This window comes from Streptomyces xantholiticus, from assembly GCF_014651015.1.
GTDB classification, from domain to species: Bacteria; Actinomycetota; Actinomycetes; order Streptomycetales; family Streptomycetaceae; genus Streptomyces; species Streptomyces xantholiticus.
Genome location: NZ_BMWB01000025.1, coordinates 98,280 through 117,383, shown reverse-complemented (window position 1 = coordinate 117,383; position 19,104 = coordinate 98,280). Strand labels below are relative to the sequence as shown.

Genomic DNA, 19,104 nt, shown 5'->3' with positions numbered 1-19,104 from the left:
AAGCCCCAAAAGAAGCGGGAGTGGCTGCGGCAGTAGCCGTATCCGGCGTGCCCGGCCAGGCCGGAGCGCTTGACGGTCTCCCGGGAGGCGGCGCAGGGGGTTTGTCTTCACACACTGACCAACGGGCGCCCTTCGCCATGGTCGCGACCAGCACACACATCGGACTCATTCATCTAGCGGGTGGTGGGTCGCTTGTTCCTGGAGCCGGGTGGTCTGCGGGTCCCGGACTGGCGTTGCGAAGTGGTCCCGCAGGGCGGTTCGATCCGGGGCCATCTGGTGGGGCTGCGAGTGGGAAGGTTCGCCCGGGTTGGCAAGGGATGTCAGATCGCGGCGCTCGCTGATGTTTCCATGTCGTCACGGGGGCTGCCGGGCGAGTGCCGCGTGGGCGTGCCACCCCGAGTGAGCAGCAGTGCGAGCACGGCGATCAGGGAGCAGACGGCCATGCCGACGAAGAGCGGCACGGCGGTGTCCTCGCCGCCCAGGCCGACGAGCGGTGAGGCAGCGGCGCCCAGGACGCTCTGTAGGGTGCCGAGTACGGCCGAGCCGGTGCCGGCCGCGTGCGGGACCCGCTCGATGGCGAGTGCCGTGGCGGTGCCGAAGACTTGGCCGATGCCGATGAAGGCGATCCCGATGAGCCCCAGGGCGAGGACGCGGTTGAGCTGGCCGGCGAGGGTGACGAGCAGCGCCGCTGTGGTGGCGGTCAGCATCGTGGTTAGGCCGATGCGCAGCAGCAGTCGCGGGTGGTAGCGGCCGACCAGCTTGGTGTTGGCGGTGCTGGAGAGGGTCGCGGTCAGGGCGGCGAGCGAGAAGGCGACGGACGCCTGGCCCACGGTGAAGTCGAGGACGTTCTGGAGCAGGAACGCCGAGGCGGCGATGTAGCAGAACAGCGCGCCGCAGGCGAAGGAGAAGGCGAGGGTGTAGCCCAGGTAGGCGCGGTCGGTAAGCACGGACCGGGCGGCCTGCAGGGTGGCTCCAACCCCGCCAGGTCGGCGACGCTCCTTGGGGAGGCTCTCGGGGATGAAGAACAGCGCGGCCAGGAACATCAGCAGCGAGATCCCCGACAGGAGCCAGAAGACGCCCCGCCAGCCGCCCGCGTTGCTCACGACGGCGCCGCCGGCCAGGGGGGCCACGATCGGGGCGATGCCGCCGAGGGCCATCAGCACGCCGAAGAGCCTGGCCGCGACGGCACCGGTCGTGACGTCGGAGATGACGGCGCGGCCCACCACGAGGCCGGCCGCGCCGCTGAGGCCCGTCACGAAGCGCAGGACGATCAGCACCTCGAGGTTGGGAGCCACCGCGCACAGCGCAGTGGCCAGGGTGCATACCGCGGCGCCGATCAGGATCGGCATGCGCCGTCCGTAGCGGTCGGAGAGCGGACCGAGCACCAGCTGGCCCGCTGCGGTGCCGAACAGGAAGGCGGTCAGGGTGAGTTGGACACCGGAGGCGTCGGTGCCCAGGTCATCGGCCATCGTCGGGAGGGCCGGGAGGTACATGTCCGTTGCGAGCGGTAACACGAACGACAACAGCGCCAGCGTTGCCGTGAGCAGCGCCGCCGGCCTCTGCGCCGCGCCAGTGGACGGTATGGACATCTCGTGCTCCTGAACGTGTCGACAGACTGAGGATTTAAATATAGCTATATAACTATAAGCGTGGCTACGATCGATGTATGGACGCAACCGACGCGGCAGCCGATGCGGCACTCGTGCGTGAGGCGAGGAATCTGACTCCGGCCCTCTACGCGCTCGGGCGCGTGCTCCGGCTGGGCGGTGTCAACGAGGCTGGGCTGCCCCCACTACCCCCGTCCGACCTTGAAGTGCTCCGTCAGGTGCTGGACTCGCCGGGTGTCGGCGTTGGCGCGCTGGCCCAGGAGCTGGGGCTGCATGCGAGTAACGTGAGTACCACCGTGCGCGGCTTGGTGGCGCAGGGGCTGGTCCGCCGGGAACCGGACCCGCACGACCGCCGTGCCGTCCAGCTCTACCCGACCATGGGGGCCATGCAGGGCATGGCCATGATCGAGCAGGCGTGGGCCGAGATCTTCGCGGACTCGCTGGCGGCACTCTCCCGGGAGGAGCGCGCCGCGCTGTCCGCCGCCGCCCCGGCACTGCGCGCTCTGACCTCCGCCCTCAGGTCGCAGCGCACCGCCCCCCGCAGCTGACAGCCGAGGGCAACGCTCCCGATCCGCCCGGCAGGTGCTACTTCGTCAGGTTGATCGTGTTCGCATTGGTGCGGGCCAGGCGGTAGGACTCGGTGCCTGTCTCAATGAGGGTGGCGTTGAAGGTGAGCCGGTCGACGATCGCCGCACAGAGCCGCGGGTCGGTGAAGGTTTTGGACCAGCCCATGATCGCCTCGTTGGAGGCGATGGCGATGCTGTTCTTCTCCTCCCGCTCGGTGAGAACTGGAAGAGCGTCCCATGGCCGCGGTCGCGTCGTTCTCGCGGACTGTCCGGTTTGGTCACTTCGTGTCCAAGGTGACCCAGGGCACGACGGTGGCCGGCGGATCCGTCTTGGGGAATGAGCGGCAGAGTCCGCCTGCTAGGGTGCGCCGATGTCAGCGATCAAGAAGTTCCAAGTCACCTTTGATTGCGCAGAACCTGAGCGCCTCGCTCGTTTCTGGTGCGAGGTGTTGGGGTACGTCATACCGCCTCCACCGGAGGGGTTCGCCACCTGGGACGATTTCAACCGTACCCTCCCTCCTGAGGAGCAGGGTTCATGGTTCGCCTGCGGTGATCCCTCAGGCGTGGGCCCGCGCCTGTACTTCCAGCGCGTCCCCGAAGGCAAGACCGCCAAGAATCGGGTGCATCTCGACGTCCGGGTCGGCACCGGGCTCGTGGGGGACGAGCGCCTCGCCACGCTCGAAGCCGAGTGCGCACGACTGGTCGCGCTCGGCGCCACCCACGTGCAAACGCTGTATGCCGATGAGGAAAACGAGTCGTGCATCCCCATGCTGGACATCGAGGGCAACGAATTCTGTATCGACTGAGCATTCTTCGAGCCGGGGGAGGCGGGGAGCCGCCTCCCCGGGGCCTCTCTTGTCTCGTATGAGGCGGGAGTTACCCGGGGAGGGCGAGGTTGTGCAGCCGGGCGATGCCGAGCATGGCGGTGTGAACGCCGTCGCCTTTCAGACGGCAGTCACGAAGGATCTTCCATGCCTTCATCCGCGCGAAGGCGTGCTCGACGCGGGCCTGGACCTTGCGGTGGGAGGTGTTGTGCTCCTCTTTCCAAGCCGGCAGTTCGGACTGGCCGCGTTCACGGCGGGGCGGGATGAGCAGGCCGGTCCCGACAGCCGCCGTGCGCGATGACCGTGACGCGGCCGACGGCGGCCTTCGCACCCGAAAGTTCCCATGCCTTGCAATCGTTGCGGTTGCCCGTGACCGGTCGGCCGACGGCGACGACGAGTCGGGTATCGGCGGCGATGACGACCTGGTGGTTGGTCGAGTACCGGTAGTTCTACGAGGGTTCGGCGGTGACCGCGCTCGAGACCGGTCGCCCGTCCCGGACTTCGGTGCGGGAGGCGGTCCGCCTGGGAGCCCGGCGCCGATGTCGTGGCGGTGACCACCGTGCAGATCCGCGAGGTCGTCGAACGTCTCGTCGCCGCTGGCCAGTGGCAAAAGGTGACCCGGAGGTCCTGGTCGTGCTGGACGCGGGACACGACGCTCCGCGCATCGCCCACCCTGGATGTCAGGGGTAGCCGCAGCTACTGGCGCCTCCGGGGCAGGTGACGTTGTCGTTGGACATCCCACCCGCGATCATCAGCACCAGGACAATGAGCGCCAGGAGGATCACGGGAACGTTGTCAGAGGCCCAACTGCCCTGGTCAGGTCGCGATCGCGGCCTTGAGGCGATGTCTTCCGGGACTGACGGGCGGCCTTCGTTCTCGCTGCTGGGGTCGTCTACCGGGCCGTCCTGACCATCTGCCGCCATCGCGCCGCCCCCTCGTCGCCGTATTTCCCCTCTCATGACACGGCATCCGGCCACACCCGTCAAGAACGGCGTTGGGGACCAATCGTGCAGCGGATGGCGGTGGCGCCGATTCCGCTGCTGTATCCGTTCGAGATGGATACTGTCGTCCGCCTGGCCGGTGATCGCCTGGTCGCGACGTACCACGGCGCCTACAACACGGCCTCCGGTATTGCCGTCTCGTTGGGGAATCTGGCCGTCGGCGCGCTGTTCGACCGCATGTGGGCCGGCTTCCCTGGGCGGCCATGCCCCTCACGGGACTCGGCTGCGCCGCGGCGGTCGCCCGGCTGCCCCGAGCAGGCCGTCTCAGCCCGTCTTCGAGGGCCTGCACGAGTACTACCGGCGCGCCACCCTCCTCGGCCGCGAATCCGCCTGACACCTACTCAGACTCAATACGCTCAACTTGACAGAGCAATCAGCCGTTGTTTCCTGCGCGGGGCGTGTCGGTGTAGGGGTCGGCAGGCTCTGGAATCGGTGAGACCGCCGTCGCGTCAAGGGCAGGGGTTGTTCGTTCTCCTCCGGCGGGGCCTGTCGGGTGCCACACTCCCTCGACTGTCACCCAGGTGTCGGCTGGTGGGGGCTTGGCCCCGTACACGGCAACTTTGAGGACCCCCGCGTCGGCGGCGCAGCACCGGATGAGCAGTCGGCTCAGATACCAGCCTCCGTGTCCGTCCGGTGTGACGAAGCCCGTCAGCGTGACGGTGCGGCCGCGCAGCGAGTCGCCGGTGTCGTAGACGGCCCGGGAGCTGAAGGCACGTACGGACAGCGGCAGGGGTTCGGTCTCGGGGAGGGTGGGGAAACTCCCGGCCGGCGAGGCGGCCAGGGCATCGTCGCGGGCGGCCGTGTAGGCACCGAGGGCGGGCGGCGCGAACAGCAACAGCATGATCGCCGGTATGTAGAGCAGCCATCCGATGCGCGGACCACGCGTGTGGTCGTGCCCGTGCCCATCGCCGTCGGCCGGCGGCCGCTCGTCGTGCGGCATGTCGCCGGTGCGCGGGCGCCGGCGGGAGCGCATCTCATGAGCCGCGGTGAGCGTGCCGAGAGCGACGAGCACCGCACCGCTCGCTACCAGAAGGGGCTGCAAGCCTGCCTTCACGTAGCGCAGATACAGGTCGCTGAACAGGCAGATGCGCAACAGGGCGACTCCCGTCAGCACGAGGCACAGGGCCTGAAATCTCGTTCTCACAGGAGCCACCACCCGACGACGAAGCTGGAGAGGACTGCCACGACGAAGGTGGCAGCCGAGAAACGCAGGGCGAAGGCCCGGCCGAAGGTCCCTGCCTGCAACGCGATGAGCTTTACGTCCACCACGGGCCCGACCACCATGAACGCGAGGCGGGCGGTGGGGGAGAAGCCCGTCAGCGATGCTGCCACGAAGGCGTCGGCCTCGGAGCAGACCGCGAGCAGTACGGCCAGGCCGGCCAGCGCGAGTACCGACAGCCACGGGTTGCCGGACAGGCTCTCCAACAGGGCAGGAGGTGCGGCGACATTGAACGTGGCGGCGGCCATGGCGCCGACGATCAGGAAGCCTCCGGCATGGAGGAAGTCGTGCTGGAGACCGTCTCGGAACGCTGCCCACTTGCGTGCGTCCTCGCGGTCCACGCCCTTGGGGAGCCGGAGCCATTCCTGTTTGCCGAGGCCGATCCACAGCCACCCCGTGATCACGGCTACCAGCAGCGAGGCGATGAGGCGCCCGAGAACCATCTGCGGGTTTCCGGGGAACGCCACGGCGGTGGCTACGAGGACGACGGGGTTGACCGCTGGTGCCGACAACAGGAACGTCAGTGCCGCCGCAGGTGCGACGCCGCGGCGCATGAGGCTGCCGGCCACCGGTACGGATGCGCACTCGCAGCCGGGCAGGACCGCGCCGGCCGCGCCGGCGACCGGCACGGCCAGGAGCGGGCGGCGCGGAAGCAGCCGGTTGAGAGTAGAAGCGGGCACGAACGCGCTGATCGCCGCTGAGATCAGCGTGCCGAACAGAAGGAAGGGAAGTCCCTGGACCACGATGGCCGCGAAGACGGTGCGCCACGCGGCGAGGGCCGGTGTGTCGAGGCGGAACAGAAGATCCGGGCCCAGCACCATCGCCACCGTGCCCACCAGCAGCAGTAGCGGCCCGCCGACCACGGCCACGCCGACGCCCCGCAGCAACAGCCGAAGACCCCCGGCCCGTTCGGTGGTTTCAACCGCCTGGTCCACCCGCATTTGCGCCCCCCACTTTCAAGGGCGCCAGATTACGCGAAAGGTATGGCGTGCTCGTCTGGAGGAACTGGCCGACGAGTGCACCGGCCAAGGCCAATGAGGGCGAACTGCGTACCTCGGTGCCCAGCACGCACCATCTCTCTGACAACCCCATGACACCGCTGCCAGACCCGGCGTGACCGACACCACGAGGCCATCACCCGCGGCGGCACCGGTGCCGGCCCGACCGCCCGCCCCCAAACCGTCGTCGCCGTCCTTCTGCGCCTCCGGCCCAGGAGCGGCCGACGAGGGTGCGGCCAACGGCTTCGCGTCCTCCAAGGACGGCGTCGGGGCGCCGGCTCGGCGCCGGGCGGAGCCGCCTTGAGCTTCAGCACCGGTGCCGAAGAGCCGTGACCGTCGCTGTGGGTGTCGCCGAGTCCGATCCAGCGGCCGAGTCGCTGTAGGTCTGCAGCGTCTTGAAGGGAGCTCTTCAGCGTCCGGCAACTGGCGCACGGTGACCGAGCAGGCAGCGTCCTTGCCAACAGCGACGGCCGGGCCCTTCACGACGTAGCCGCTGCCGGTCGCGGCGAGCGTCCAGTCGGCGCCGAACTCGTCGCCTACTGCAAGGAGCTCCGCCGGATGCACGGCCGCGCCATCCTCTTCTGATCGGCCTGACGCATGGCAAGGCCTCGACCGTCTCGCCCGGGGCCATTGGACGCAGTCGGTCCGGGCGTGGTGTCGAGGGGATGCCGCCGGACGGATGAACCAGGCACCTTTGATGAGTTTGAGAATTGACGCTCCATCGCACAATGAGAATTCTTGGGCGCACCCGAAGAGCCCGCGTTCATCAGGCGAGGAAGAATGCAATCCATTTCGAAGTGGAGCGTGGTGGCAGCAACGGCGTTGTCGCTCGCGACTCTCGCCGGTTCCGCCTCTGCGTCCCATGAGCCGTACCCCCTGGACTGGGGCATGGACGTCAAGCGCAAGGAAGTCATCAGCCTGACGTCTACGGGAACAGGAACAACGGTGGTCGACAACGGGACACCTGGACGCGGGGTCGGTGATCAGATCATCATCACCGCGAACCTCTTTCGCGGAGGTGTCAGTTATGGCACCGAGGGAGCAGTGTGCACCCGAGTGGCAGCGCAAACCACTCACTGCACCGGCACTTTCAGCCTTCCCCGGGGGCAGGTCACATGGCAGCACCTGCAGACCACCCCTGCCGGCACTCCGCCCAGCGACTTCGATCTCGCCATCACCGGCGGCACCGGCGCGTACGCCACTGCCCGTGGTCATGCTCACGTAGCCAGCATCTCTGAGTCAGGAGGAGCCCTCACCCTCTATCTCGTGCACTGACCTCGGGTATTGCCCGGGTCAGTGCAGGGACTTGGTGTGCTGGCGGTACCGGGACGTGCCCTGCCGGGAGCATGGATTCAGTGACGGTGGCGCCTGGCGAGGCTTCGCAGGATCCTTGGGACGGTGGCTCCTGCCACAAGCGCCGCCAGCGGGACGACGACGTTCGTCCAAGGGGCGCGGATCGGCTTGTACGTGGCGGTCCCGTCCCGTATCTCGATGAAACCGAGGGGCCGGGTTCCCGCCTCCACCGCCCTCTCCGCCCTTGCCGGTCCTGGCTGTGCTGCTCTCCTGCCCTGCGCCGCCGCCGAAGGCGAAGCCGACCCGGGCGACGAGGATGACGGTGATGCCGTCGTGGTGACCGGTTCGCCGTACACAGCGCTTACCGAGGCCCGGCCGCCTGAACCCTCGTCCCTGGTGCTGTCGGACGAACTGTGGTCGCTGATCGAGCCGTTGTTGCCGGAGCCGGGGCGGAAGCAGGTTGCGGGGCGGCCGCGGGTGTCTGACCGGCAGGCTCTGCGCGGGATCCTGTTCGTACTGCACACCGGGATCCAGTGGGAGTACCTGCCCCAGGAGCTCGGCTTCGGGTCCGGGATGACGTGCTGGCGGTCCTCAGCCGGTGTGAGGGCGGCTGCGCCCGCCCTCACACCGGCTTCGAATCATCGCTAGGACTCCGAAGCCATGTACTTCAGGTTTGGTTTCCGAGCCGGAGCCTCAGCTGTTGACCAGGGTGCGGTCGAGGAGGGGCAGCAGGCGGTCCCAATGGCGCTGCAAAGCGGCGGGGTTGAAGGCATCGGTGTCGGACATGGTGAAGCCGTGGATGGTGCCGGGGTAGATCTCGGAGGTGTAGCCGACACCCGCGGCGTCCAGGGCCTGGTTGAGCTCGCCGAGGGCCTCGGGCGTCATGTCGCCTTCGGCGTGGCCGAGGTGGACCTGGGCCGTGAGCTTGGAGAGGCTGTCGGGCCCGTCGGCGCCCACGGGACCGTGGAATCCGGCGACGGCGGCCACCTGGCCGGGGTGGGCCGCGGCGGTGCGCATCGCCAGGAGGCCGCCTATGCAGTAGCCGGTCACCGCGACCGGTCCGGCGTTGACCTCGGGCTGGGTGGTGAGGAACCTGAGGTAGGCGTCGGCGTCGCTCAGGACACGTTCGGCGGTGTGCGCCTCGATCAAGGGCATCAGTTGGGCGAAGACCGCTGGCCGGACCTCTTCTCCGATGTGCTCGGGAAGTTCGATCACCGGTGCCGGGCCGTGCCGGTAGAAGAGGTTGGGGACGAGCACGTAGTACCCGTGCCCGGCCAGTTCGCGGGCCATCTCCCGCAGCACGGGCCGGATGCCGAAGCCGTCCGCGTACATCAGCACCCCTGGGTGCCGCTCGCCACGGTCGGGGAACGCGGCGAAAGCGTCGGCCTGACCGTCGGCGGTGGGAATGTGCAGCATCTTGGTGGGCATGAGTTCTCCTGTCGTGGTTGACGTGTCGAGCTGTGATCAACACGACAGGAGGCGGAGCCCGCGCAGCAGCGCCAGATCCTCGATCCGACAGCGGGCCGGCACCGGCCCGTACGGCGTTCAGAGGAGCGCCGGGTCACCGATCCGTGTGTGGCGCAATGCCGTCCCGGTAGTCATCGCCGCATAACGTAGCCCACCGGACAGGATCGATGCCAGCCCTCCCCAGTCCACAGTGCTGTTCGCGAGAATGATCTCGGTCAGCACCTCGGATCCTGAACCCGGTCGACGCGTGCCCGTGACAGCGATACCGGTCTTGCGCCTGCACGGTCCTCACCGACGGGGAAGTGCGGCACGTTGGGCATGATCAGGGCCACCCGGTCACCCGGGCGGATGCCACGGGCCTGCAGCAGCGCGGCGGTCCGTGCGCTCAGGTCGTCCAGTCGGGCGTAGGTCAGTGCGGTGGTCCGTGCCGTACTGCGATCCGGTCACCGTGGGCCGACGCGGAGCCGGTCAGCAGGGTGGCGAGATTGGTCATGACGGTTCCCTCGGGTTCGGGTTGGACGGTGGTGGGTTCAGCGGGCGGCCGACGTCGGTCGGTCGCGCTCCCGCTGTGCCGCGGTGTCCAGAGCCCGCTCGTCGTGGGCGGCCTGCATCGCGGTCGGCAGGTACGACCAGTACGTGAACAGGATTGCGGTGCGGTCCTCGACCGACCGGAGCGCGGTCTGGTGCTGCGGGGATCCCGGGTACACGCCGTCCTGGGCGGTGGCCTTGTAGCGGCGCCAGGCCCATGAGGCGGCCGCGTACGTAGCACCGACAGCGGCGCCGATCGGGTAGAGGAGAGCAAGGTTGGCCATTGGCGGGCCTCCTGTCGATGTGGTGGGACCCCGCTTTCCGGGGCTATTCACCGGTGAGCTCCGGCTGCTCGTGCTCGAAGGCGCGCTCCTGGTCCTTCGGCGTAAAGGTCCGGTAGCAGGCGCCACAGAGGTGCTCGTCGGCCAAGCGGCCGGTCGCCTCGTGCCGGTCGCCGTGCTGCGAAAAAGACCGCTTCCCGCAGCGGGCGACGGTGGGGTGGTGAGCCATCGCAATCCAGGCAGCGCCGCCGGACTGGGTCTCGACCGCAGCGTCTGCGTTGAGGTGGTGCGGCTTGCAGGCGACGGAGATGGGTGCCGTACGCAGGGTTCTGATGGACCGCAGGTCCGCGTCGGACGGGATGCTCTCGGTCATCGGGCCTGCTGCACCCAGTGACCGGCGTCGCAACAGGCGGCGTCGGAGCGCTTGCGGAGCCGGCGGTGCGGGCCGCCGCTTGCGCACCATGGGGGAGTCCTGGGTGCAGTCCGGGCACCAGTCGATGGGGTCGATGTAGTCGCCGCACCATGCGCGGGTGGTCAGCGAGGTGGTCCGATGATGCGGTTGCCGCGCAGGGCGGCGGCTTCGGCGAGCTTGTCTTTGGTGATCTCGAACCCGTCGGGGCGGGGGGTGGTGACGTCGCGTCCGGCGTGGCGGAACATTTCCTCTATACCCGCGGGGGTGGTGATCAGGAGGAGGTCTGCGCGGTCGGACGTGATGCGGTAGCCATGGGGGATGTTGCGGGGCAGGTAGACGACGCCGCCTTCGGACAGTTCGTGGCGTTCGTCTCCGACCCACACGAGTGCCTCGCCCTTGAGGAGGAGGAACACCTCGTCCTCGCGGGTGTGGAGGTGGAAGGGCGGGGCCTCGCCCTTGTGGATGTCGAACCGTCCGACGGTGAGCTGTCCTTCGGTGGCCTGGCTGTCGAGCAGGATCGTGAACAGCCCGCCGTCGAGCCATTCAAGGGTCTGCTGCTGGTCGGGTTGGGCGAGGTAGGCCATGGTCATGGTGTTCTCCAGGTCGGGTGTGGGCGCCTGCGGGCCGGGTGGTGAAGGGGGCGAGGCACCGGCGTCGGCGAGGACCTCCACGGGGCGGTGGCCCTGTCGGCAGGCGAGGGGGTGGGCTGGCTGGGCCGGGCGGTGCATGTCGGTGGTGATGCCGGAGATGTGCACCCCCAGCCGCTGGACGACCTGAGCCGGGCGTCAGGATCGGCGCAGTGACGTGATCACGAATGCGGGGATCACCGCCGCGCCGACGATCAGGTGCATCAGGGCCAGCAGGAGCTGGTCGGACGTTGTGATGCCGGTCCCGTTGTAGGGAAGACCGCCGACGAGCACCAGAGCCGTGAGCGCAAGCCAGATGACGGTGGCCCGCCGTGGGACGAATCGTTCCAGCAGCTCCAGCAGTCCCCAGCCGAGCAGTGGCGGGACGACGGAGGCGGCGATCACCACGCTGATCAGGATGGGCTGGGCCGGCCGGCCGAACACAGCGGGAGTCCTGAGGTCGTACCCGGCGACGTCGGTGAGGACGAGCATGTACGCGAGGTTCGCGAGGAGAGCGATGCCGATGGCGGCCGGTCGCAGGACCCGGGCGGGGGCCTTGGTGAGGCAGCGGGCGGATCGTCTCGTCGAGGACGATGTGGTGGCCATGATGGGGCTCCGTTGGAAGAGGTGGGGGTCAGCGGATGACGGGCAGGATGAGGTGGGAGGGGTGGTCGGCGTCGTGGTGGATGAGGTCGCGGCCCACCTGGTGGCCGTAGTAGTGGTGGAACAGGCCGTCGGCGACCGGGGAGTCGCCGTTGGCGATCTCCAGGCGGATGCGGCTGCCCCTGGGGAAGAGGTAGGAGGTCGGCCAGACCTCGATCTCGTAGCGGACGACGGTCCCCGGCTCGATCGGCTGGGGCGGATGGGCGCGGTGGGAGGCCTTCAGCCAGCCGCGGGTGACCATCGCGGAGGGCGGCGGTACGTTCCTGGCGACCTTGCGCATGAGGGCCTGCTTGAGCTTCGGAACGGCCTTCTGTTCGGAGACCTTGACGTGGAAGTCGGTGTCGGTCTGGTCGGACTCGGCGTACAGCACCAGGGTGATCTTCCCGGTGACCTCGGTGTCGTGTTCCAGCGGCGGGGTGGTGAAGGTGAGGATGCCGAGGGTGGGCTGTGGGATGCCGTCGGTGATGACGGTGGTGCCCACTGTCCACTCGGGGTTGGGATAGTCGTAGACGGTCGGCTCGCCGGCCGGCTGGGTGGGCGGGGTGGTGGTGAGGCTGCCGTCGTTGAGTGAGCGGACGGCGTGTGCGGGTTCGGGGTGCAGATAGAACGTGGTCGGCACGGCGCGCTGGGGTGGCCATTCGGATTCCGCCCGCGGCTGGCTCCCGGTGTTGCCGACCTGGATGCGGACCGGCGGGCAGTCCATGGCACCGTTGTCGATGCCCTTGAGCCAGTGGTCGTACCAGGGGCGGATGTAGGTGTCGAGGAACTCGGTCTGGTAGTAGCGCTCGTGGCTGTCGATGCCGGCGAGCACGACGAGGCGCTTGTCGGTGCCCTTGAGCCGTTCGTAGCCGTCGAGTTGACCGCGCAGGTGCAGGCCGACGCCGTACCACCAGGCGATGTTGAGCACCGGGACATCGATGTCCTCCACCTTCACCGCTCGCTGGTCCCACCAGTCGTCGTAGACGGGCCGGTCCAGGATCGTGCCGATGATGTCGGCGGTGATGCCGCCGGGCCGGGCCGGGGTGCCGCCGCCGATGGTGGCGCTGGCGCGGAGGTGGTCGGTCGACCAGAAGTTGACGAAGCCCATGGAGTAGACCCCGCCGTGGTAGACCGCGTCGTGGTAAAGGTTCGTGAACCCGCTGTAGACCAGCGCGCAGGTCAGGTGCGGCGGGCGCTGCGCGGCGGCCAGCCACTGGTTCACGCTGTAGGCGCTCTCCCCGATCATCGACACCTTCCCGGTCGACCAGGGCCGGGAGGCGATCCACTCGATGGTGTCGTAGAAGTCGCGCTGCTCGGCGGGCCCGAACAGCTCGAACTCCCCCTCGGACCTGCCGGTGCCGCGCTGGTCGCCGATCACGACCCCGTAGCCGTGGCCGGTCCAGTAGTCGATCGGGCCGGTCTCGATGTACCGGAACACCGACACCGCCGGCAGATACAGCAGGTCCTTCTGGTAGGGCGCTACCGCGTACAACACCGGGAACGGGCCGTCCCCGTCGGGCAGGTACACATCGACGCAGATCCGGACGCCGTCGGACGCCGTGATCCTCTCATCCTTGAACGCGTGCATGACCACCTCCCAATTTCCTCGCGTGCGGAAACTAATTTCAGCGTATGCTGAAACTGTCGCGGACGGGAAGTCCCTTCTCTGACCTGTTACGGAAGGTGATGCGGTGTGATTGGGCGAGGCCCCCGGGGAGAACGCGGAGAGCAGGCGGCCAAAATCATCGCCGCCGCCCGCAGGTCCTTCGCCACCCGCGGCTACGCCGCGACCTCACTGCGGTCGGTCGCCCAGGACGCCGGCGTCGACCCCGGCCTGGTGCCCTACTACTTCCGCACCAAGACCGGGCTGCTGGAAGCGGTCATGCAACCCCCCGAGGCGTTCGGCGCAGCCGTGGCCGCCGCCGCCGAACAGCCCATGGACCAGCGCGGACGCGCGTTCGTGCAGGCCACCATGAGCCTGTGGGAAGACCCCGCCTCCGCCGAGATCCTGCGTTCCATCATCCTCACCGCCGACCAGGAACCTGCCGCCATGCACCGCCTGCGGCAGTTGTTCTCCGAACTCGTCCTGGCCGTCGTCTCCCACAGCCTGCCCGACAGCGAACGCACCCTGCGCGCCAGCCTCATCGCCACCCAGATCGTCGGCATGGTCATGAACCGCTATATCTGGCAGGTCGGCGACATCGCCACCCTCCCCGCCGACACCGTCACCGACCTCCTTGCCCCCACCATCCAGCACTACCTCGCCGACCCCCTGCCCACGAAGCTCGGCGACGGCTGGAGGCTGAGCTGACCGGGCCCTTCCGGTGAACGGCTAGGACGAAAACCCCCGCTCATAGTCGGCTTCCGCAGGTCAGACAGCCTCAGCGGCCTGCACTTCCCCCAGGTGCTACGTGGACATCGCTGCGGAACGATCAGGATTCCGGCTCTGTCGCAGATTCGGTTTGCGCCGTGAGGCGCTGTTGGTTCGAGTGGAGTTGGAAGACCTGCCCCACCTGCTGTCGCAGCAGTGGGGTTGAGGCCGAGGGCAGCCTGACCCGGGTGATGCCGGGGAGGGGGAGAGAGGCCGTGACAACGCCAGGACGTGCCCAGCACTGCCAGTTGGGGCGGTCCCGCGTCTGCCGGCAGCGTCTCGAACGGGGTTGCCGGGTCGTTTCTGACTCACCCATACCCGCTCTGCCTCGTCGTCCTCCGCCGCGTCAAGTGCGGCCGCGGTCCGGTCCATGCGCTCCAGCTCCACCCGCTCACGCTGAGGACTTCCGCGGCCCGCCGTGGCCACCGGACGCCACGGCCTTGATCCCGGGCCCGACAGTCCTTAGCCCGTGAGGGCGGCGAGGCGGGCGAGCTCCCACGGGTCGTGCGCGCTGAAGACGGTGACCTCACCCGCGTGGTCGCGTCGGAGGCCGCGCAGTCGGTCGCGGGTCACGACGCGAGCCGCGACATCGGTCTGGGCTCCCCGCTGGACCGGGTCGAGGACGGGGTGGGAAAGGGGCGGTGTCTGCTCGATCTCGCCGTGATACATGTACGCGTCGCCCGCGTGCAACAGCCACCGTCCGTTGTCGTCGCGCACGGCGACGCCAGCGTGTCCCGCCGAGTGGCCGGGCAGCGGCACCAGCAGCATCTCGCACGCCAGACCCTGCGGCCGTGCCACGCCTGGGAAGCCGAACCACTCAGTGCGCTCCTCCACGGGTGCGGGTGTCAGCAGCGGGTTGTGTGCCCGGTGTGCTGACATGAAGCGGTCGAGGCTGTGCCGGTGGTGCGCTGCCGCGGGGTCGGTCACGGCCCGGTACTCGTCGGGGTGCACATGCACCCGTGCGTGAGGGAAGTCCGGCAGCCCTCCCGTGTGGTCGCGATGCAGGTGGGTGAGCACGATGTGCCGCACGTCCTGCGGCGCGTACCCGAGGCGGACGACCTGATGCAGCGCGCTCTGCTCGGGGACCAGCGCGGGCTGGGCGTAGGCCACCCAGTCCGCACCCAGCGACCGGTCAGGATGCTGTAGGTCGGCGGTGCCGAGGCCAGTATCGACCAGGACCAGCCCGTCCGAATCCGTCTCGATGAGCAGGCAATGACAGACAGCGGCCAGTTCCCGGTTCACGACGCCTGCCGTGGGTTCTTCGCCGAGCGGTGGAATCTTCCGGAGCGAACCGCAGTTGAGGTGGTGGATACGCATAAGGCCTCCTGGAGACAAGTGGGCGGGCTGTTCGCGACGGACGTTAGGAGGGGCCTTCGTGACTCACCAAACGGTTGGACATGCACCGGCGGGTGATCAGGACGGTCCCCTGGCGGACTGTCCGGATAGCGCCCTCGTGCCGCCGGGCCACGAACCGCGATGCCCTGTCGACATCACCCTCGCCACGCTGAGCGGCCGATGGACGCCGCTGGTACTCCGCGAGTTCCTACGCCGCGGTCAGGCCACATACTCCGAACTGTCCGCCGCCCTGCCCGCTCTCTCGGACAAGGTCCTCTCGGACCGGCTGGCCCAGTTGACCAGTGCGGGCGTCATCGAGCGCCACCGCAAGGCCAGTTGGCCTCCCCGGGTCCGCTACATTCTGACCAGCCAGGGGCGGGCGCTGGAGCCGGTGGTGCACAGCATGTGGGAGTGGGGTATGGCGCGACGGGACGCCCTTGGCTGATCACCAGACCTGTCGGACCGGCACACGGCGCCGACATACGCGGTCGAGACTCAGATCACGCGGGTGCTCGGCTTCCTCCTCGACTTCATCGAGACGCACCTCTACGATCCGCGGTCCACCAGCCAGTTCGGCACCGAGTACATGGACACCATGAAGCGCATCAGGGAGCGGCTGGGTCGCATCGACTCGTTGGGCGAAGTCGATTCGCGCCGAGCCGGCGGCGGTCGCTGACTTCCGGACGAGTTCGGGGCAACTGCTTTCGACACGGTCGCGCTGCGGAACCTGATCACCGAGACCGAGCGCATGAACCAGCTGGAGGAGAGCCTCCAGCTCTTCAAGGCCATGAGCGGGCTTCCCGAACAGCAGCTCGACGTCATGGTGCTGCGCCGGCTGTACGGGATCTGCCCCGAGAGGGTCTCCTGGACGTCCCGCCGGCCAACGTCAGCTCCGGCGAGCGTCTGTGCGAAACGCTTGTCACCCGCACCGCCGCCGCCGACGTCGCCGAGTTCGTCACTGAGCAACTGCCCGAGCCCCGCAGCGACATGATCGTCGCCTGTGTCCTGCAGCTCACCGATACCTACGTCGCCGCCCGATTCTCGTGGCAGTACGCCGCAGGCGCCGGCCAGGCCGCCGCCGCGTAGTGCCTCTCTACCTCCACCACCTGGCCCTGGGCGAGAACGACGCCGCCGACCGGTTGCACCAGCAGACCGACGACGTCACGACCCCAGCCGACGACTCCGACCAGCCACCCCGGCCCACAGAACCGTCAGTACCGCCCTGGTAGCCAGCAGGCAAGCAGGTCACCAACGCGTCCACCACAACCATGCTGCGCGTCCTGCTCCCGGTAGACTCCGCGCCCGCCAGCCGCTGCGCACACGCACCCCGGAACGGGCGACGCCGGCAGGGGCGAGCGCGAGAACGTACACCCGGCCTTGTCCCGGCCGGGGTGGCGGGGAGGCCGCCCTCATCGTCTCCGATCTCTTGCTGGCCGTCACGGGCGGTTGATCGACGTGGTTAGCCCCGCACCGCGGCGAGTTCGCGCACCGTCGCCATGTCGCTGAAGGGGAGCAGCCGTTCGCCAATGATCTGGTACGGCTCGCTGCCCTTCCCCGCGACCAGGACGATGTCGTCCCCTTCCGCGGCGGACAGCGCGAAGTCGATCGCCCGGCGGCGGTCGGCGAACCGCTCGAACCGGGTCCCGGTCGCCGTGAGACCCGGTGTGATCTGGTCCAGGATCTTCTCGGGGTCTTCGTTCCGCGGGTTGTCCGAGGTGAGGACGCACAGGTCGGAGAGAGTCCCGGCGATCTCCCCCATCCGCGCGCGCTTGGTGACGTCCCGGTCGCCTCCGCAGCCGAAGACGGTGATGACCCGGCCGGTGGCGAAGCCCCGGATGGCGGTGAGCACCTTGTCCAGGGAGTCGGGAGAGTGCGCGTAGTCCACGATCACGGTTGTGCCGCGGGGAGTCTCGAAGCGTTCGAAGCGCCCCGGGACCGGGGGTATCCCCTCGAGCGCGGTGACCAGTCCTGTCAGGTCGTGCCCAAGGAGATGGCAGGCGGCCACGGCGGCCAGCGCGTTGGCCACCGAGAACCGCCCGGGGACGGGGATCGCAGCGGGGTACTTGCGTCCGGCGTGGTGGAGGGTGAAGCGAGTACCGAGCGCGTCCATGCTGAGGTCGGTCGCCCGGTAGTCGGCCTCCGTGTCGAGCGCGTACGTCGTGACCGCGCCCGGCATCATCGCCCGGATCCCGTCTCCCACGGGGTCGTCCGCGTTGACCACCGCGCGCCGGCACAATCCCTGGAACAGGCGGAGCTTGGCGTCCCGGTAGTTCTCCATGGTCCCGTGATCGTCCAGGTGGTCCTGCGTGAGGTTGGTGAAGATCCCCACGTCAAGGAACGCGTGGTCCACCCGGTGGGTCAACAGGCCCATCGACGTGGCCTCGAGGACCACGGTGCTCACCTCGCGGTCGCGCATGCACGCCAGCAGGTACTGGAAGTCCGGCGACTCCGGCGTACTCAGCACCGATCTCGGCATCGGGATCACTTCGTCGCCGATCCGGCTGCCGGCCGTCCCGATGACCCCCACCCGTGCGCCCTCGGCGATCCGGAGCACGGACTCGAACATGTACGACACCGAAGTCTTCCCGTTAGTGCCGGTGACGGCCACCATGTCCATCTCCCGCCCGGGCTCACCGTAGTAGCGGGAGGTGACCACCGCGGCCGCCTTGCGTGTGTCAGGCACTCGTACGACACACACTCCGGCGGCCGACGCCAACACCCCGGCCGCAAGATCGGGCGCCGTGTCGTCGACGAGCACCGCGACCGCGCCACGTGCCAGAGCCGGGCCGACGAGCTCGGGGCCGCCCTCGAAGTGACCGGGCACAGCGATGAACAGCGAACCCGGCGAGACGCGGTGGGCGTCGAAGCACATTCCCGCGGTGATCCTCGCCTCCGGATCACCCAGTAGAACCTCATGGTCGTGCCCGGCCAGCAACTTGCTCAACTTCACAGGGGTCCTTTCGAGGGTGCGACTGGGCGGGTGGTCCGGCCGTCGCCGAGGGCGATGCCAGACGGCACGCCGAGGAGTCGCTGGGGTGGTGCTCAGCAGACAGATCAGTGGAGCGGTGTTCCGGAAACCGGAAAGACGCCCCGGCTGCGCGGAAAGAGCTCCACGGGCGGGGCGGGAGGGGGAGAGGGCCCGTCGAGCAGGTCAGCCGTGGCCGTGCAAAGCGCGGCAGCGGGCCCCGGGGCCGGTGGTGCACAGCGCGCGAGGTGCCTGTCGCAGGCCCTCCCTCACCGCATGTGTGCAACGCATGGGTGGAGTGTACGTCCCACCGGGGGTCGAACCCGCCCTGTTCGCCCCGGCCGACGGGGACGGTGTGACCTGACGGTGGCGCTCCGCGTCGTTCCCCGGGGAATCAGAGGGCGTTTCACTCCAATGTTTGGTCCCTTAATATCCTGATTCGAGAGCTTTCCAGGTGTCGCGCCAGCTCGGGGTGGATTCGGCTGTGAGGCGGCGGGTCATGAGGCTGATCATCGCGTCGCCACTGCAGCGGGTAGGAGGCCGTGTCACTGGCGGCGTGGACGCTGACCGCGACCTGGCAGTTGGCGTTTGCCCAGGGCCCCGCAGTACTGGGGGGCCACGGCGACCGACATTCTTCCGTCCTTGGGCAGCGACACGTCGTCGATCACCCAGGCCGTCGGGGTGATCAGCGGGAGCATGCGTTCGCAGATCCGCCGCTGTACCGGCACCGGGTCCCAGGTGGACTGGTTCACGAACTGCTGCAGGTTCTGTTCGTTACCGTCGGGCAGCCGCGAGGCCATGGCCTGGATCGACTTGCGGCGGCCGTCCAACATCAGTCCCCGCAGGTAGCAGTCGCCTTTGGCCCGCTGGTCCTTGCGCGGCACCGAGGCGAACACATCAGCCACGTACAACGCCAACTTCGCCCGGACACGGTTCACTTCATGTGCGTCCATCCACCAACATGCCCAG

20 protein-coding genes and 7 pseudogenes are annotated in these 19,104 nt (G+C 68.7%); 10 read left to right on the top strand and 17 right to left on the bottom strand.

Annotation, left to right across the window (positions count from 1 at the left end; genetic code table 11):
- A pseudogene (locus tag IE198_RS28900) lies at positions 1–98 on the bottom strand (IS982 family transposase); the annotation flags it as partial.
- Between the two features lie 222 nt (positions 99–320).
- Positions 321–1,589, bottom strand: a complete 1,269-nt coding sequence (locus IE198_RS28895; protein ID WP_189891829.1) for a multidrug effflux MFS transporter — start codon at positions 1,587–1,589, stop codon at positions 321–323.
- Positions 1,590–1,666: 77 nt separating this feature from the next.
- Here IE198_RS28895 and IE198_RS28890 point away from each other — a divergent pair, with 77 nt between their 5' ends.
- The gene (locus tag IE198_RS28890) at positions 1,667–2,155 is read left to right on the top strand and encodes a MarR family winged helix-turn-helix transcriptional regulator (RefSeq protein WP_189891826.1); all 489 of its coding nucleotides are present in this window, start codon (positions 1,667–1,669) and stop codon (positions 2,153–2,155) included.
- 37 nt (positions 2,156–2,192) lie between these two features.
- Here IE198_RS28890 and IE198_RS28885 read toward each other — a convergent pair.
- Positions 2,193–2,396, bottom strand: a pseudogene (locus IE198_RS28885) (ATP-binding protein); the annotation flags it as partial.
- A gap of 148 nt (positions 2,397–2,544) precedes the next feature.
- Here IE198_RS28885 and IE198_RS28880 point away from each other — a divergent pair.
- Positions 2,545–2,979, top strand: a complete 435-nt coding sequence (locus IE198_RS28880) for a VOC family protein (protein ID WP_189891824.1) — start codon at positions 2,545–2,547, stop codon at positions 2,977–2,979.
- Between the two features lie 70 nt (positions 2,980–3,049).
- Here the strand turns inward: IE198_RS28880 and IE198_RS28875 are convergent.
- A pseudogene (locus tag IE198_RS28875) lies at positions 3,050–3,446 on the bottom strand (transposase); the annotation flags it as partial.
- Between the two features lie 10 nt (positions 3,447–3,456).
- Here IE198_RS28875 and IE198_RS36425 point away from each other — a divergent pair.
- Together IE198_RS36425 and IE198_RS35685 are read left to right on the top strand one after the other, a co-directional pair.
- Positions 3,457–3,669, top strand: a pseudogene (locus tag IE198_RS36425) (NF041680 family putative transposase); the annotation flags it as partial.
- A gap of 365 nt (positions 3,670–4,034) precedes the next feature.
- A pseudogene (locus IE198_RS35685) lies at positions 4,035–4,267 on the top strand (MFS transporter); the annotation flags it as partial.
- A gap of 104 nt (positions 4,268–4,371) precedes the next feature.
- Here IE198_RS35685 and IE198_RS28870 read toward each other — a convergent pair.
- Together IE198_RS28870 and IE198_RS28865 are read right to left on the bottom strand one after the other, a co-directional pair.
- Positions 4,372–5,142, bottom strand: a complete 771-nt coding sequence (locus IE198_RS28870; RefSeq protein ID WP_189891822.1) for a TIGR03943 family putative permease subunit — start codon at positions 5,140–5,142, stop codon at positions 4,372–4,374.
- Positions 5,139–6,158 carry a permease gene (locus IE198_RS28865; RefSeq protein WP_189891820.1) on the bottom strand — a complete coding sequence of 340 codons (1,020 nt, stop codon included), beginning with the start codon at positions 6,156–6,158 and terminating at the stop codon, positions 5,139–5,141. Before IE198_RS28865 ends, IE198_RS28870 begins: the two co-directional genes overlap by 4 nt.
- A gap of 837 nt (positions 6,159–6,995) precedes the next feature.
- Here IE198_RS28865 and IE198_RS28860 point away from each other — a divergent pair.
- Both IE198_RS28860 and IE198_RS28855 read left to right on the top strand, forming a co-directional pair.
- Positions 6,996–7,490 carry a hypothetical protein gene (locus tag IE198_RS28860; RefSeq protein ID WP_189891818.1) on the top strand — a complete coding sequence of 165 codons (495 nt, stop codon included), beginning with the start codon at positions 6,996–6,998 and terminating at the stop codon, positions 7,488–7,490.
- A 411-nt stretch (positions 7,491–7,901) separates the two neighbouring features.
- Positions 7,902–8,096, top strand: a pseudogene (locus IE198_RS28855) (transposase); the annotation flags it as partial.
- A gap of 105 nt (positions 8,097–8,201) precedes the next feature.
- Here the strand turns inward: IE198_RS28855 and IE198_RS28850 are convergent.
- From IE198_RS28850 to IE198_RS28815, 8 genes are all read right to left on the bottom strand, one after another.
- Positions 8,202–8,936 carry a dienelactone hydrolase family protein gene (locus tag IE198_RS28850; RefSeq protein WP_189891816.1) on the bottom strand — a complete coding sequence of 245 codons (735 nt, stop codon included), beginning with the start codon at positions 8,934–8,936 and terminating at the stop codon, positions 8,202–8,204.
- Positions 8,937–9,053: 117 nt separating this feature from the next.
- Positions 9,054–9,197, bottom strand: coding sequence for a hypothetical protein (locus IE198_RS28845; RefSeq protein WP_189891814.1), 144 nt, complete (start codon positions 9,195–9,197; stop codon positions 9,054–9,056).
- Positions 9,191–9,388: an AMP-binding protein gene (locus IE198_RS35680; protein ID WP_373300012.1), complete on the bottom strand. Its 198-nt coding sequence runs from the start codon at positions 9,386–9,388 to the stop codon at positions 9,191–9,193. Before IE198_RS35680 ends, IE198_RS28845 begins: the two co-directional genes overlap by 7 nt.
- Before the next feature lie 117 nt (positions 9,389–9,505).
- Positions 9,506–9,787 carry a hypothetical protein gene (locus IE198_RS28835; protein WP_189891812.1) on the bottom strand — a complete coding sequence of 94 codons (282 nt, stop codon included), beginning with the start codon at positions 9,785–9,787 and terminating at the stop codon, positions 9,506–9,508.
- A 43-nt stretch (positions 9,788–9,830) separates the two neighbouring features.
- A complete protein-coding gene (locus IE198_RS28830; protein ID WP_189891810.1) occupies positions 9,831–10,157 on the bottom strand; it encodes a hypothetical protein in 327 nt (108 codons plus the stop codon).
- Positions 10,158–10,318: 161 nt separating this feature from the next.
- On the bottom strand, positions 10,319–10,951 hold the full coding sequence (locus tag IE198_RS28825) for a cupin domain-containing protein (protein ID WP_229834437.1): 633 nt from the start codon (positions 10,949–10,951) through the stop codon (positions 10,319–10,321).
- A gap of 30 nt (positions 10,952–10,981) precedes the next feature.
- Positions 10,982–11,428, bottom strand: a complete 447-nt coding sequence (locus IE198_RS28820; protein ID WP_189891808.1) for a DUF6069 family protein — start codon at positions 11,426–11,428, stop codon at positions 10,982–10,984.
- 28 nt (positions 11,429–11,456) lie between these two features.
- Positions 11,457–13,052: a CocE/NonD family hydrolase gene (locus IE198_RS28815; RefSeq protein WP_189891806.1), complete on the bottom strand. Its 1,596-nt coding sequence runs from the start codon at positions 13,050–13,052 to the stop codon at positions 11,457–11,459.
- 105 nt (positions 13,053–13,157) lie between these two features.
- Between IE198_RS28815 and IE198_RS28810 the strand changes: the two genes are divergently transcribed.
- Positions 13,158–13,775 (top strand): TetR/AcrR family transcriptional regulator, encoded by a 618-nt coding sequence (locus tag IE198_RS28810; RefSeq protein ID WP_189891804.1) that lies wholly within the window; start codon positions 13,158–13,160, stop codon positions 13,773–13,775.
- A 522-nt stretch (positions 13,776–14,297) separates the two neighbouring features.
- Here the strand turns inward: IE198_RS28810 and IE198_RS28805 are convergent.
- On the bottom strand, positions 14,298–15,152 hold the full coding sequence (locus IE198_RS28805) for an MBL fold metallo-hydrolase (RefSeq protein WP_189891802.1): 855 nt from the start codon (positions 15,150–15,152) through the stop codon (positions 14,298–14,300).
- 136 nt (positions 15,153–15,288) lie between these two features.
- On the opposite strand from IE198_RS28805, the gene IE198_RS28800 reads away from it, so the two are divergent.
- From IE198_RS28800 to IE198_RS28790, 3 genes are all read left to right on the top strand, one after another.
- Positions 15,289–15,615 carry a winged helix-turn-helix transcriptional regulator gene (locus IE198_RS28800; protein WP_229834435.1) on the top strand — a complete coding sequence of 109 codons (327 nt, stop codon included), beginning with the start codon at positions 15,289–15,291 and terminating at the stop codon, positions 15,613–15,615.
- A gap of 63 nt (positions 15,616–15,678) precedes the next feature.
- Positions 15,679–15,846 carry a hypothetical protein gene (locus IE198_RS28795; protein ID WP_189891797.1) on the top strand — a complete coding sequence of 56 codons (168 nt, stop codon included), beginning with the start codon at positions 15,679–15,681 and terminating at the stop codon, positions 15,844–15,846.
- A gap of 72 nt (positions 15,847–15,918) precedes the next feature.
- A complete protein-coding gene (locus IE198_RS28790) occupies positions 15,919–16,161 on the top strand; it encodes a sigma-70 family RNA polymerase sigma factor (protein ID WP_189891795.1) in 243 nt (80 codons plus the stop codon).
- Positions 16,162–16,629: 468 nt separating this feature from the next.
- Here the strand turns inward: IE198_RS28790 and IE198_RS28785 are convergent, their stop codons facing one another.
- Complete coding sequence (locus IE198_RS28785) at positions 16,630–18,120, bottom strand: UDP-N-acetylmuramoyl-L-alanyl-D-glutamate--2,6-diaminopimelate ligase (protein ID WP_189891793.1); 1,491 nt, start codon at positions 18,118–18,120, stop codon at positions 16,630–16,632.
- Between the two features lie 445 nt (positions 18,121–18,565).
- A pseudogene (locus tag IE198_RS28780) lies at positions 18,566–19,088 on the bottom strand (IS701 family transposase); the annotation flags it as partial.
- Positions 19,089–19,104 lie beyond the last annotated feature (16 nt).

What these genes read in the sequence shown, in the direction of transcription:
- IE198_RS28805 (WP_189891802.1), bottom strand. Translation starts at nt 15,152, where the DNA reads ATGCGTATCCACCACCTCAACTGCGGTTCGCTCCGGAAGATTCCACCG.
- IE198_RS28830 (WP_189891810.1), bottom strand. Translation starts at nt 10,157, where the DNA reads ATGACCGAGAGCATCCCGTCCGACGCGGACCTGCGGTCCATCAGAACC.
- IE198_RS28860 (WP_189891818.1), top strand. Translation starts at nt 6,996, where the DNA reads ATGCAATCCATTTCGAAGTGGAGCGTGGTGGCAGCAACGGCGTTGTCG.
- IE198_RS28895 (WP_189891829.1), bottom strand. Translation starts at nt 1,589, where the DNA reads ATGTCCATACCGTCCACTGGCGCGGCGCAGAGGCCGGCGGCGCTGCTC.
- IE198_RS28835 (WP_189891812.1), bottom strand. Translation starts at nt 9,787, where the DNA reads ATGGCCAACCTTGCTCTCCTCTACCCGATCGGCGCCGCTGTCGGTGCT.
- IE198_RS28865 (WP_189891820.1), bottom strand. Translation starts at nt 6,158, where the DNA reads ATGCGGGTGGACCAGGCGGTTGAAACCACCGAACGGGCCGGGGGTCTT.
- IE198_RS28850 (WP_189891816.1), bottom strand. Translation starts at nt 8,936, where the DNA reads ATGCCCACCAAGATGCTGCACATTCCCACCGCCGACGGTCAGGCCGAC.
- IE198_RS28820 (WP_189891808.1), bottom strand. Translation starts at nt 11,428, where the DNA reads ATGGCCACCACATCGTCCTCGACGAGACGATCCGCCCGCTGCCTCACC.
- IE198_RS28790 (WP_189891795.1), top strand. Translation starts at nt 15,919, where the DNA reads ATGAACCAGCTGGAGGAGAGCCTCCAGCTCTTCAAGGCCATGAGCGGG.
- IE198_RS28890 (WP_189891826.1), top strand. Translation starts at nt 1,667, where the DNA reads ATGGACGCAACCGACGCGGCAGCCGATGCGGCACTCGTGCGTGAGGCG.
- IE198_RS28880 (WP_189891824.1), top strand. Translation starts at nt 2,545, where the DNA reads ATGTCAGCGATCAAGAAGTTCCAAGTCACCTTTGATTGCGCAGAACCT.
- IE198_RS28815 (WP_189891806.1), bottom strand. Translation starts at nt 13,052, where the DNA reads ATGCACGCGTTCAAGGATGAGAGGATCACGGCGTCCGACGGCGTCCGG.